Below are 13,749 nucleotides of genomic sequence, written 5' to 3' on the forward strand. Positions count from 1 at the left end.
AAGAAAAGCAAATCAGGATTATTTCTAAATTATTTTAAACGAATGGAATAGGGTAAAGGGGTGAACAGTACATGGCTGAAGTTGTGGTAAGCATGAAAAATATCCAGAAACGGTTCCCCGGCGTACATGCGCTTGACGATGCGCAGATCGAACTTAAAAAGGGCGAGGTACACGGCCTTGTCGGTGAGAATGGCGCAGGGAAATCAACTCTGATGAAAGTGCTCACCGGTATTTATGAGAGGGACAGCGGAACGGTCGTAGTCAAGGGGCGGGAAGTGCATTATAAAACCCCGGCCGATGCGCTGGGGGACGGGATCAGTATGATCCATCAGGAACTCAACCTGATGCCCCACCTTACGGTAGCGGATAATATTTTCATCGGGCGCGAGCCGAAAAAGGGCCTTACGCTGGATAAAAAGAAAACGAACCAAATGACAAAAGAGCTTCTCGCGTCCCTGAACCTCGATATCGACCCGGATATGACGGTTGGGCGACTTACGGTGGCAAAGCAGCAGATGATTGAAATTGCAAAGGCGATTTCCCTCAATGCGGACATCCTGATTATGGATGAGCCGACCGCGGCGCTTACCAGTTCGGAAATTGACGAGCTGTTCCGGTTTGTCCGGGATTTGAAAACCAAGGGCGTGGGCATCGTGTATATTTCCCACCGGATGGAAGAACTGAAGATTATTACGGACGACATCACGGTCATGCGGGACGGCCAGTATGTGGACACGGTAAGGACGGAAGACACGGATATGGACCAGATCATCAGCATGATGGTAGGGCGCACGATCTATGAGGAACCCAAGACCCATAGCGCGGTTCCGGCGGACGCTCCCACGGTTCTGCGGGTGGAACACCTTTCCTCGCCGATGGTGCGCGACGTATCGTTCGAGCTTAAAAAGGGCGAAATCCTCGGTTTTGCAGGCCTGATGGGCGCGGGGCGCACGGAGACGGCGCGGCTCGTGTTCGGGGCCGACCCGAAAACCGAGGGCAGGATATTCGTGAACGGCAAGGAAGCGGTAATCGAAAGCCCCGAGGACGCGGTTGAAAACGGAATCGGTTACCTCTCCGAGGACCGGAAAGCGTTCGGACTCGCGGTGGGGCTGTCGGTGGCGGATAACACGGTGATGGCGACGATGGATCAATTCGTGCACGGCGGCATCGTAAATGAAGGGAAAATTGCCGGGGTCACAAAGGAATATGTGGAAAAGCTCGACCTTAAGACTCCCTCCATACGGCAGCTTGTGCGGAACCTTTCGGGCGGCAACCAGCAAAAGGTCGTTATCGCGAAATGGCTTGTCCGCAACTGCGACATTTTGATCTTTGACGAACCGACGCGCGGAATCGACGTCGGGGCGAAAAGCGAAATATACAAGCTGATGAACAGGCTTGCGGCAGAAGGGAAGTCCATTATCATGATTTCCTCTGAAATGCCCGAGCTGCTCCGGATGAGCGACCGTATCCTCGTCATGTGCGAAGGGAAAATGACAGGCGAGATCGATATCAGCGAAGCAACACAGGAAGGCATCATGAAGTATGCCACACAAAGAAGTTAAGCGAGGTAGGGGAAAATGAGTAACGAAGCGAAAGCATTGAAGCAGCAGGGCGGAAAAAAATTCGACCTGCAGAAACTACTGACGGCGGGCGCACTGATTATATTGTTTTTATTTTTCTTCATATACGGTGTGTTTGGCCGGAACGTAAACGGCGCTACATTTATTTCAAACATCCTGGAATCCGCATATTTTGTCGGCTTCCTGGCGCTCGGCGTAACGTTCGCGATTATCACCGGTGGGATCGACCTTTCACTCGGCACGGTGATGATGTGCGGCGCGCTTGTGGGCGGCTATGCCTACAACGCATGGGGCTGGCCACTGATCGGCGCGATGGTTCTTACGGTATTGATCCCGGTTGCGTTCGGCCTGCTGAACGGCATACTGATCGCCCGGCTGCGGCTGCCCGCGTTCATCGCAACAATGGGCTCCATGATGATTGCACAGGGCCTCGGTTCGATCATTACCTCCGTACAGACGCAGCGCTGGCCCACGGCGGCGGAAACGGACGGATGGTTTAAAACCGTGTTCCTTAAAACGGAGAGCGGTTTCCCGACAGGTATTTTCTGGCTGGTCGGCTTCTTCCTGCTCGCGATGTTCCTGCTGAATAAAACGAAATTCGGCAAATATACGTTTGCGATCGGCTCCAACGAAGAAGCGGCGCGCCTCTCCGGTATCAATACGGCAAAATGGCTCACGCTCGACTATGTTGTGGATGGATTCTTTGTCGGGTTCGCGGCAATCATGTATGGCGCGACCTATACGACGGTCCTCCCCGGAACCGGTAACGGCCTTGAGCTCCAGGGCATCGCGGCTGTCGTTATCGGCGGCACGTCGCTCGCGGGCGGCGTCGGCTCCATGTCGGGTACGTTTATCGGCGTGTTCATCATGGCGGTGCTGAAAACAGGGCTTACTTCCATCGGCCTGCAGCCGCAGTGGCAGACGTTCTTCGTCGGCGTGGTCGTTATCCTCGCGGTGCTGATGGACATTTACCGCCAGAAATCCGCAAACAAGGTGAAGGCGGCATAACAAAGTGCGTTTCAGGAATTGAACCTGATTGCAATAAAGAAAGCTATTTCTTAAGGAGGAACTAAAATGAAAAAAAGATTAATCAGTATTCTCATGGTGGCCCTGGCCTGCGCGTTTGTGTTCGCAGCATGCGCACCGGCGGCTGAGGCTCCGTCCGAGTCCGCATCCACGGAAGCATCCACCGCCCCTGAGGCGTCTACGGAAGCATCCACGGAAGCGTCCGAGCCCGCCGCAAGCGGCGACATCACGGTAGAACTCGTGGCAAAAGGATTCCAGCATCAGTTCTGGCAGGTTGTTAAGGAAGGCGCAGAGGCTGCCGGACAGGAACTCGGCGTTGCCATCAACTTCCAGGGACCGCCGTCTGAAAGCGACATCCAGGCACAGGTTGACATGCTGAACAGCGCTCTTTCCAAGAACCCGTCGGCAATCTGCCTCGCGGCTCTTGACACCGGTTCTGTTACGTCCCAGCTTACGGACGCAGCGGCGGCTGGAATCCCGGTAATCGGCTTTGACTCCGGCGTTCCGGATGCTCCCGAAGGACAGGTAAAGGCGACTGCCGCAACGGATAACGCTGCCGCCGCAGGCCTTGCCGCAACGGAAATGATGAAAGATTCCGCGTTTGCAGAAAAAGTAAAGGCGGCTACGCCGGACAGCCCGGTCAGGGTTGCGGTTCTTTCCCAGGATGCAACCTCCACCTCCGTTACACAGCGTACGCAGGGCTTCATCGACACCTTCAAGGCTGCCGCGGAAGAAATTTTCCCGGACCAGGTTGCGGTAGAAGGACACGACCTGTATAAGCAGGATTCGGCGCAGACTCCGGCGGTTATCATCTCCGTGCACATCGCTCCGACGACGGACGCGGCCGACCTGAAAAACATCGGTTCCGCGGCCCTGCAGGAAGAGAACCTGATCGGCGTGTTCTGCTCGAACGAAGGTTCCGTTACAGGTTTCCTGAATGCGACCAATGACGGCGCGGACCTCGACAGGGAAAACGGCACGTACAAAGACCTGACAGTTGCAGGCTTTGACGCAGGCAAAACGCAGAAAACGGCAGTCCGCAACGGATGGTTCCTGGGCTCCGTGACGCAGGACCCCTACCAGATCGGCTACCAGGCGGTAGACCTCGCGGTTAAGGCTGCAAAGGGCGAGACGGTTGCCGACGTTGATACGGGCGCAAAATGGTACAATGCCTCCAATATCGACGATGAAGATATTGCAAAACTCGTTTACGACTAAGAAATAACAATTTCGGAGGCAGCGTTTGCTGCCTCCGAAAAAATTTATGCTTTATATCCGGTATTTTTATATAATTAATACAGGTGTGGGGAAAACCGGATGGTTTTGGCCTTTCCTCCCATGCAGGGAGGGAAGGCTAAAGCGGTGAATGATCCCCGGTCGGCGGGTAAATCTACATAGGAAAAAGGAGAAAAGCAAAATGGTAAAAATAGGAATCAGGCCAACAATCGACGGACGTGAAAAAGGGATTCGGGAAAGCCTCGAAGAACAGACGATGCGCATGGCAAAGGCGGCGGCAGCGCTGATCCGTGAAAACGTGTATGATGAAAACGGAAATCCGGTGGAATGCGTGATCGCGGATACCACAATCGGCGGATTCGCGGAAGCGGCGAAATGCCAGGAAAAGTTTGACCGGGAGGGCGTGTGCGCGACCCTTACGGTAACGCCGTGCTGGTGCTACGGCAGCGAAACCATGGATATGGACACGAAAACGCCGAAGGCCATTTGGGGCCTTAACGCGACGGAGCGGCCGGGCGCGGTATACCTTGCCGCGGTGCTTGCCGCACATGCGCAAAAAGGCATCCCCGCGTTTTCAATTTACGGACATGACGTACAGGATGCGGACGACGATACCATTACCGACGACGTGGCGGAAAAAATCCTGAGGTTTGCGCGCGCGGCGGTGGCCGTAGGCGAGATGAAAGGAAAATCCTACCTGTCGGTGGGCAATGTGGCAATGGGCATTGCGGGCAGCATGGTAAACCCGGATTTCTTTGAGGAATACCTCGGTATGCGGTGCGAATACAAGGATATGAGCGAAATCATCCGGCGCGTAGAGAACGAAATTTACGATAAGGAAGAATTTGAACGGGCGCTCAAATGGGTGAAGGAAAACTGTAAGGAAAACGACGACCTGTATAACGGCGAAAACGGCCACAGCCGGGAGCAAAAGGACGCGGAGTGGGAATACTGCGTAAAGATGGCGATGATCGTGCGCGATATGATGCAGGGAAACGAGAAAGTGAAAGAAAGCGGCTGGAACGAGGAAGGAAACGGAAACAATGCGATAGCGGCCGGCTTCCAGGGACAGCGGCAGTGGACGGATTTCATGCCGAACGGAGACTTTATGGAGTCGATGCTGTGTTCGTCGTTTGACTGGAACGGGATCAGGAAGCCCCTTGTCGTGGCGACGGAAAACGATTGCCTGAACGGCGTTGCAATGCTCCTCGGGCACCTTGTGACGAATACGGCGGCAATTTTCAGCGACGTGCGCACCTATTGGAGTCCGGAGGCGGTGAAGCGCGTGACGGGCAAAGAGCTTACCGGCTATGCCCAGAACGGGATTATCCACCTGATTAATTCGGGCGCGGCGGCCCTCGACGCTTCGGGCGAGCAGGAAAAGGACGGAAAACCGGCGATGAAGCCTTTCTGGGAGATTACGGAAGCGGAGGCGCAGAAGTGCCTCGACGCGACCAAATGGACGCCCGGAAACCTGGGATATTTCCGCGGCGGCGGTTTTTCCTCCACATTCAAAACCCGCGGCGGCATGCCGGTCACGATGTGCCGGATGAACCTGGTGAAGGGCCTTGGGCCGGTATTGCAGATTGCAGAAGGATACACCGTAGAGCTTCCCGATGACATGAACAAGGTTCTTTGGGACAGGACGGACCCGGGCTGGCCGTGCACATGGTTTGCCCCGCTCCTGACCGGGGAAGGAGCGTTTACGGATGTGTACAGCGTGATGGCAAACTGGGGAGCAAACCACGGCGCGTCTGTATACGGGCACGTGGGCGCGGACCTGATTACGCTGGCAAGCATGCTGCGGATTCCGGTGAATATGCACAATGTGAGCGAAGAAAAGCTGTTCCGCCCGGCGGCGTGGAATGCGTTTGGAACGCAGGACAGGGAAGGTGCGGATTACAGGGCCTGCAGGAATTACGGCCCGTTGTATAAATAGGGAATGCCCGGAAATACTTTCCTCTGTTTTTTATAAGTACTCTCCGAAAAAATGCGGTCGGCAGGACCGCATTTTTTCTTTTGCGAAAAGATGGGAATCGGGAAATCTTGAAATCCCCTGCAAAAAAGACTATACTGGTTTAGGTTTAAAAGCATGCTTTAGTTAAACACGGTTTGGCAAGCGGCCGGGATTGTAATAATTTGAAAAAGGCGGAATTCATGAAAGGTTCGGAAGTAACGCGGGACATCAGCGTGGGGAAACCTTCCTCTGTGCTGTTGCGGTTCGCGCTGCCGCTTATTTTAAGCGGCGTTTTCCAGCAACTGTATAATGTGGCGGACAGCGTTGTGGTCGGGAACTTCGCGGGCGAGGACGCGCTTGCGGCGGTAGGGGCCTCCTATCCCATTACGATGCTGTTTGTTACGCTTGCCATGGGCGCCGGGCTCGGGAGCTCGGTGGTGGTATCCCAATATTTTGGGGCAAAACGCTTTGGCCCGATGAAAACGTCTATTTCAACGATCTTTATTGCCATGGCGGTGCTCGCCGGGGTATGCACGGCGTTCGGCTTCATTTTCTGCGAACCGCTGATGAACCTTTTGAATACGCCCGCCTCGATTTTTGACGACAGCGCGGCTTATCTGCGCATTTACCTTGGCGGCCTTATTTTCCTGTTTTTATATAATGCGGCGACAAGTGTGTTCGCGGGCCTCGGGGATTCAAAAACGCCCCTGTATTTCCTGATTTTTTCATCCCTTTTTAACGTGGCGCTCGATATTATATTCGTGGCGGCGTTTCAAAAAGGCGTTGTGGGCGTTGCGTGGGCGACGTTTATTGCGCAGGGCATTTCCGCGCTGCTTGCGATGGTATGGCTGTTTGGCCGCCTTAAAAGGGTGCGGGCGGAAGAAAAGTATCCGCGTTTCAGCTGGCCCATCCTGCGGAAGATTGCCGGCATCGGCGTGCCCAATATGCTCAACATGTCCGCCGTATCCATCGGGCAGCTTGCCATACAGGCCCTTGTAAACGGTTTTGGCCCTGTTGTAATCGGCGGCTATTCCGCCGCGATTAAAATAGACTCCTTTTTTAAAATTGTCATCAGCAGTATGGGAAACGCCATGACCACCTTTACCGCGCAGAATATCGGCGCGGGGAAAATCGAGCGCGTGAACGAGGGACGCGTCGCGATGGTTAAAGTATCCGTAATTTACGCCGCGGCAAGCGCCATACTGCTCTTTTTCTTTGCGCCGTCCATCATGGGCATCTTCGTCCAGGACTCGGGCAGCGACGTGGTGCGCATCGGCACGGAATACATGCGGGAGGTATCCCTTTTCTATTTCCCGTTTGCGCTTGTTATGATCCACAACGGAATCCTGCGCGGCGCGGGCTATGTAAAGGCGTTCCTCACCGTGGTCGCGGTGGACCTTGGCCTGCGCGTCGCCTTCTCGTACATCCTGGCTTCTTTAAATGTCGGATATTCGGCGATTTGGTGGTCGATTCCCATTGGCTGGGCGGCGGCGGATATTATTTCCATGGCGGTTTATTACCGGGGCAAGTGGAAACAGCTTCATATCATCGACCGGTAAGGGCGGGGCGCGAAGGGCGGCGGCGCCCTTTTTTTGTGCGGCGAAGCACTACATTAAAATATTACCGGGACGGGAATTTTTTGATTGAACAAAGCGGGGAGGTTTAATTATAGGCATAAATATCATGCGAAAGAAGGGATTTTATGAATACTTATTCAATGACACAGGCAATGCCTCATAAAATAGACTGGAAGGTTTTGATTATTTGCCTTTTAATCAGTGTAGGCGTGGGCGCCGCGTCCGGCATCCTTACCAGCAGCAGTATGGATATCTATATCAACGATATCGTGAAACCGCCGCTTTCCCCGCCCGGCTTCTTATTCCCGGTTGTGTGGACGACGCTGTTTGTGCTGATGGGAATATCGTCCTATATGGTGTATATGACAATATCGCCATACAGGAGCCGCGCGCTTACACTCTATGTCGTGCAGCTGGTCCTCAACTTTTTCTGGATGTTCATTTTCTTTGTCGCACGCAATTATGTGTTCGCATTTATATGGCTCGTGGGAATGTGGCTGCTGGTGTTTTTCATGATCCGGGCGATGAGACTGGTAAAACCGGCTGCCGGGAATTTGCAAATACCCTACCTTGTCTGGCTGACCTTCGCCGGATATCTCAATTTTGGGATCATTCTCCTAAATTAATATAGATATGCACAAAAAAATTCCGTGCAGGGCTTCCTGCCGGAATTTTTTTTGCGCCCGGGAACCCTTGTTTGTAACGCGCCCGTGCTATGATATATTTGGCGGAAAGCCGGATGGAGGTTTTATGGCATGGAGATAATTTTGGTAGCGGCGGGGTTTGCCGTGCTCGTGGTTTTATGTGTTGTGATCCTCGCGCGGCAAAACAGGAAAACGGACGACGCTGCGGCGCTGCGGACGGAGCTTACGAACCAGTTCCACATCCTTTCGGGGATGGTCCTCGACACCGTAAACAAGGCTTCGGCGGTGAACGGGCAGAATGTGGAGGTTTTGCGGCGCACCGTGGAAGAGAAGCTGAATGAAATCCGCTTTTCCGTAGACCGGAAGCTTGACACCACATTGAAAAGCGGGCTTTCCACATCCTTCGCGCGCGTCAGCGAACAGCTCGAGCAGGTATATAAAAGCATGGGCGAGGTGCGCGCCCTCACGAGCGGGGTCGGCGATTTGAAGAATATCCTCTCCGGGGTGAAAACAAGGGGAATCTGGGGCGAAGTGCAGCTTTATAAGCTTCTTTCGGACTTCCTTGCCCCCGGGCAATTCGTTGAAAATGCGCGTATTACACGAGATAGTACAGTTGAATTTGCGGTGAAAATGCCGCAGGACGGGGGCGGCGACGTGCTGCTGCCCATCGACTCCAAATTCCCGATGGACCGCTATGCGCGCGTGCTTGCGCTTGGCGACAGCGGAGATGCGCAGGCGCTCGCGGCGGCGCAAAAAGAGTTCGTGCAGGCGGTGCTTACCGAGGCGAAAAAGATCAGCGGGAAATATTTGAGGCCGCCGCAGACCACTGATTTCGCAATCATGTTCCTCCCGTCCGAGGGGCTGTATGCGGAGGTAATCCGCCTTGGGCTTGTGGACAGGCTGCAAAGCAAATACCGGGTTATGGTGACGGGGCCTTCCACGCTCGGCGCATTCCTCACCAGCCTGCAAACGGGATTCCGTACCCTTGCCATCCGCGAGCATTCGGCGGCAATCGAAGGGATGCTTACGGAAATCAAGGCGGAATTTGAAGCCTTCGGCGATATGCTGCAAAAAACGCAGAACTCCCTCGCGGCGGCGCAAAACCACCTGGAATCCGTGCAAAAACGGTCGATCCGCATCCAGACCCGCCTTTCGGACGTGGACAGCTTCGGCGAATGACGCATTGACAGCCGGAAAAGGTTCTGCTATATTAAAAAAGTAAAAACTGCATAGTGAAGCAAATGGGGCGTTGAACCGTATGGTTTGGGGCCGTTTGCTGAAGCAGGGGAGTCGCCGCAGGGCGGCTGAGAGTAAGCAAGAGCTTAGACCCGTTGAACCTGATCCGGTTAATACTGGCGGAGGGAGCGCTTTTTTTCACATTGATTGAAAAGTTCTTTTCGTTTGGCCGCGGAAAGAATTTTTTTTTTTGCGGATTCAAACAACTTTCATTCATTCGGCCGACACAGGTTATCAGGGTTCCTGCTCGCAAATCAAAAAGCATAGGAGAAGGAAGCAATGAAAACCAAAACAAAGAAGTATGCATGGCAGCTCAAAGACATTATTATGATCGGCATCCTGGGGGTTCTGTTCGCGCTCATCTACCTGGGGTCATTCTATCTCAGTATGGGCCTGCAGGCGGCGCTCACGCCGTTTGGCCTTGCGCCGTTTAATTTTGAAATCGTGTACGGCGTATGGTTTATGGCGGCGACGGTTGCGGCGTTTATTATGCAGAAACCGGGCGTTGCCCTTGTGACAGAGGTGCTCGCCGCGTTCCTCGAGCTGCTGATGGGGAACTTCCCGCTCGTTATTACCACCGGCCTCGTGCAGGGCGTGGGCCTCGAGCTTGGCTTCGCGGTGTTCCGTTACAAACGCTATGACCTGCTCAGCATGTGCGTTTCCGCAACGTTTGCGTGCATCCTCAGCTTTATCTGGACGTATTTTACCAATGGTTATGCCGCGCTGGAGACGGGAATGCTCGCGGCGATGTTCGCGGTACGCCTCGGCACGTCTTTATTGTTTGCGGGCCTGCTCAGTAACCTGCTTGGCAAGGGCCTTGCGCGTACAGGCGTTTTGAAGGGCTACCCGGCGGGCGCGAAATATGCGCGCCAGGATATCATGGATGATGAAGAGGAGGCAGCATGAAAACATTACATATGGAATTGGACTGGTTTGCGAATACGAACCATACGGGCTTTTACGTGGCCCTCAAAAAAGGATATTACAACGATCTTGGCATCGACGTGAAAATCAACGGAGAATTCGGGGGCTGCGGCCACCAGTTTGCGGGGGAGCCGGATATCGTGGTTGCGCCCGAACCGGCGATGCTCGTGTATATGGACGAAACGCCCGGAGAAGAACAGGTGCAGGCCATCGCGGTGCTAACGCAGGTGAACGATTCGGGGATTATTTCCCTGAAGGAAGAAGGCATTACGCGCCCGCGGGAGCTTGGCGGAAAACGCCTTACCCACTGGACGCCAGAATGGTTTCACGCGGTAATCGGCTATGCGGTGGACGGGGACGGCGGCGACTATTCCAGGGTGAAGCTGGTGACCAAGGATGTGGGCGACATTACGGAAACGCTCGGCAACGACGGAGACGCGGTGTGGATTTACAAAAACTGGGAATGGTTTGTCATGAAGCACGCGGGATATGAATGCAACTATTTTGCGCTTGCGGATTTTTATCCGGTGCTCGACTTCTGCGCGCCCGCGGTCGCGGCGAAAACAAGGCTCATCCGGGATGAGGCAGATGCGGTGCGCGCCTTTGTAAAAGCGAGCGACCAGGGCTTTATCGACGCGGCAAAGGACCCGGAAGAGGCGGCGAAAATTTTGCATGGGTATACGCCCCATTTTGACCTCGGCCTGCTTCTCGAAAGCCAGGACTATGTGTCCAAGCTGTATTTGAACGACGGCGGGCATTGGGGAACCATCGCGCCCGAACGCTGGGACCGTTTCAGCGCGTTCATGCAGGAAAAGGGCATGACAAAGAAAGATATTTCCGGGGCGAACGGCGGCTATACGAATGAATTCCACGGCTGATACGGGCGGAATACGGTGCGAAAACCTCACCTTCCGCTATATGGAAACAAGTAAATATAAAGTGGTCGATCATGCGGATTTTGAGATCGGGGAGGGGAAGGTTACGGTTCTGACCGGCCCCTCCGGCTGTGGAAAAAGCACCCTCCTGTACCTGATGGCGGGAATATATCCGCAGAATGCCGGAATTGTGGACGAAGGCAGGGTTACGATAGACGGCAGGGAGATGGGCGGCCTCTACCCGCACGAACGCGCGCGGATTGCGGGCATGATGTTCCAGAACCCGGATTTGCAGTTTTGCATGGATACGGTGAACGGGGAGCTCGCTTTCTGCCTCGAGAATATGGGCGGGGACCCGGCAAAAATGGATGAGGCCATCCATGAAGCGCTTGCTTTCTGCGAAATTGAACACCTGAAAGAGAGGGCGTTCCACACGCTTTCCGGCGGCGAAAAGCAAAAGGTGATGCTTGCGTGCGCGGTGCTGATCCGGCCCAAATGGCTGCTTCTCGACGAGCCGTTTGCGAACATCGACCCGGCCTCGGCGCGGGTGCTTGTGGAAAAACTCGGCAGGCTGCACCGGGAGCGGGGCGTGGGCATTGTGGCGGTGGACCACCAGCTTGCCCCGTGGCTGCCGATTATGGAGGAGGCGGTGCTGCTCGGCGAGGGAGCGCGCGTCCGCCGGCGGGGAATCACCCCCGGAAATTTGCCGGAGTTCCGGGAAACGTTTGAAGAAATGGGTGTTGCGTTTCCCGGGCAGGCATACCGGGAAAACAGGAAAAACGGCGCGCCGGAGGATACGGTGCTTGCGGTGCGCGGCCTTTGCGCGGGCTATGGCGGGAAAGAAGTCTTAAGCGGCCTTGACGCGGATTTTTACCGCGGGAAGGTGCATGCGGTTACCGGCGCGTCGGGCAGCGGGAAGAGCACGCTGTTTTCAATCCTCTGCCGCATTGTGCCCTATGGGGGAAGCATCCGCCTCGAGGGAGAGGAGCTGAAGCGTATCCGCAAAAAAGCAATGGCGCACCGGCTTGGGTTTGTGTTCCAGAACCCGCAGGACCAATTTGTGGCGCAAAGCGTATATGCGGAAATGGAAGTCAGCCTCAAACAGGCATACGAAGGCGAAGAACTGGAAACAAAGATCAGGGAATATTTGAAGGAAATCGGCCTGTGGCGCTACCGCAGGATGTCGCCGTTTATGCTCAGCCAGGGACAGCAGCGGCGGCTTGCGGTGGCGGCTTTGCTGGCCTATGACTGCAAGGTGCTTGTGTGTGACGAGCCGACCTACGCGCAGAACGCGCGTTCCCTGAAATCCGTGATGAAGCTGATGATGGACCGTGTGGAGCAAAAAGGGCTGACGCTGATTTTTTCCACGCACGACCGGGAGCTTGCGCGGGACTATGCGGACGTAATCTATACGCTTGCGGACGGGAAGCTGGAACGGAGGGAACTTATATGAAAAGCATCAATCCTTCGTGGAAGCTGATCGGCATCCTTGTGCCGATCGTAATCCTCGCATTTTTTTATAACATTACGCTGAACCTTGTGATTTTCGGGGCGAGCCTTGTGGTCCTCGCGTTTTCGAGGATCAAATGGAGCACCGCGCTTAAAGTGATGATTCCCGTGGCGGTGCTTGCGGTTGGAATGTATATGACGGGGGCCAAGTTCCATGCGGGGGCGAACATCGGCGTGGGCGCGGGGAACGCGCTCCTTTCAAACGCTGCGTTTGAAAACGGCCTGCAGCTTGGAAGCCGCGTGCTTGCGTTCGCCGGGTTCGGCCTGCTGTTTATCATGACGACGGACATGATGGAGCTTGTGCGGTCTATGGAACAGCAGCTCCGTTTCCCGGCAAAATTTGTATACGGCCTCCTCGCCGCTTTCCAGATTCTGCCGAATATGCAGCAGGAATACCGCAAGACAAAGGCGGCCTTTTGGGCGCGGGGCGTATATCCGGTCCCGGTTTCGCCAAAGCTGCTCGTACCCCTGATGGTGAAGGCGGTGCGCTGGTCGGAGGCGCTTGCCGCGGCAATGGAATCGAAGGGCTTTGACGAGAAAGCCGGACGGACCATCTATCATCCGATTGTGATGCGCCCGGCGGACTATGCGTTTCCGTTCCTTACGACAGGGCTGCTTGTCCTCGGGCTTTTATTTTTATAAGAATTATCAAAGAAGCGCGTTCATTCCTGATCCTGCCCTAAGGCTTTGCCTTCATAATCCATCTCCTTAATCTCAATAAAATATTGTGCATATTGGAACCCCCATCTTTATTTGTCATGCCTATTCATATTATAATTTGATGTAGCCAGTAGAAGGAAAAGCAAGCCTATGGACATTATGCGGCAGGCATAAACAAATGCTGGCGAAAAATATGGACAATTCCCAGGCCAAATAATTTTTAACGTAACTCTCTCGTATCCAAATAAGGACGACCGGAAAAGCCGTAGTATTTATGTGGCGGAAATATAACCATTTTTCCCGTTCATGCACGCCTGAGTCCCATTCGTGCGGAAGCGGGGATGGAAAATGCGCCCTGCCGTATAATAAACAGGGAAGGAAGCAGGATATTCCCTATCGGCGGCGCATTGGACATCGTTGCGGGCCTCTTTACGGCGGCGCCGGATGCGGCTTTCCAATCCGCGGCTGCGCAGGATATTGCAGGTATAACCTGGAAATAAGTCAATTTATATCACGAATATATCA

General features: G+C 54.4%; 11 protein-coding genes and 1 riboswitch. All 11 genes read left to right on the forward strand.

Annotated features, from left to right (window positions below; translation table 11 throughout):
- Positions 1–71 precede the first annotated feature (71 nt).
- The 11 genes from BBD38_RS10245 (at position 72) to BBD38_RS10295 (ending at position 13,206) form a co-directional block, all read left to right on the forward strand.
- On the forward strand, positions 72–1,562 hold the full coding sequence (locus tag BBD38_RS10245; RefSeq protein WP_066687826.1) for a sugar ABC transporter ATP-binding protein: 1,491 nt from the start codon (positions 72–74) through the stop codon (positions 1,560–1,562).
- 15 nt (positions 1,563–1,577) lie between these two features.
- Positions 1,578–2,588 carry an ABC transporter permease gene (locus BBD38_RS10250; protein WP_066687828.1) on the forward strand — a complete coding sequence of 337 codons (1,011 nt, stop codon included), beginning with the start codon at positions 1,578–1,580 and terminating at the stop codon, positions 2,586–2,588.
- A gap of 66 nt (positions 2,589–2,654) precedes the next feature.
- The gene (locus tag BBD38_RS10255) at positions 2,655–3,824 is read left to right on the forward strand and encodes a substrate-binding domain-containing protein (protein ID WP_066687830.1); all 1,170 of its coding nucleotides are present in this window, start codon (positions 2,655–2,657) and stop codon (positions 3,822–3,824) included.
- Positions 3,825–3,972: 148 nt separating this feature from the next.
- Positions 3,973–5,781 (forward strand): L-fucose isomerase, encoded by a 1,809-nt coding sequence (locus BBD38_RS10260; protein WP_147568141.1) that lies wholly within the window; start codon positions 3,973–3,975, stop codon positions 5,779–5,781.
- A gap of 218 nt (positions 5,782–5,999) precedes the next feature.
- On the forward strand, positions 6,000–7,358 hold the full coding sequence (locus BBD38_RS10265; protein ID WP_066687835.1) for an MATE family efflux transporter: 1,359 nt from the start codon (positions 6,000–6,002) through the stop codon (positions 7,356–7,358).
- Between the two features lie 143 nt (positions 7,359–7,501).
- Positions 7,502–8,002, forward strand: a complete 501-nt coding sequence (locus BBD38_RS10270; RefSeq protein WP_235829127.1) for a TspO/MBR family protein — start codon at positions 7,502–7,504, stop codon at positions 8,000–8,002.
- 129 nt (positions 8,003–8,131) lie between these two features.
- On the forward strand, positions 8,132–9,199 hold the full coding sequence (locus tag BBD38_RS10275; RefSeq protein WP_066687837.1) for a DNA recombination protein RmuC: 1,068 nt from the start codon (positions 8,132–8,134) through the stop codon (positions 9,197–9,199).
- A gap of 94 nt (positions 9,200–9,293) precedes the next feature.
- Positions 9,294–9,403: riboswitch (TPP riboswitch) on the forward strand.
- 132 nt (positions 9,404–9,535) lie between these two features.
- Complete coding sequence (locus BBD38_RS10280; RefSeq protein ID WP_066687845.1) at positions 9,536–10,162, forward strand: ECF transporter S component; 627 nt, start codon at positions 9,536–9,538, stop codon at positions 10,160–10,162.
- Entirely contained in the window at positions 10,159–11,058 is a 900-nt protein-coding gene (locus tag BBD38_RS10285; protein ID WP_066687847.1) for an ABC transporter substrate-binding protein, read from the forward strand. The genes BBD38_RS10280 and BBD38_RS10285 overlap by 4 nt, the downstream gene beginning before the upstream one ends.
- Positions 11,042–12,508 (forward strand): ABC transporter ATP-binding protein, encoded by a 1,467-nt coding sequence (locus tag BBD38_RS10290; RefSeq protein WP_066687849.1) that lies wholly within the window; start codon positions 11,042–11,044, stop codon positions 12,506–12,508. Before BBD38_RS10285 ends, BBD38_RS10290 begins: the two co-directional genes overlap by 17 nt.
- Positions 12,505–13,206: an energy-coupling factor transporter transmembrane component T family protein gene (locus BBD38_RS10295; protein WP_066687852.1), complete on the forward strand. Its 702-nt coding sequence runs from the start codon at positions 12,505–12,507 to the stop codon at positions 13,204–13,206. The genes BBD38_RS10290 and BBD38_RS10295 overlap by 4 nt, the downstream gene beginning before the upstream one ends.
- Positions 13,207–13,749: the final 543 nt, after the last annotated feature.

Origin of the sequence: Christensenella intestinihominis, from assembly GCF_001678845.1 — a bacterium.
Lineage (GTDB): Bacteria > Bacillota > Clostridia > Christensenellales > Christensenellaceae > Christensenella > Christensenella intestinihominis.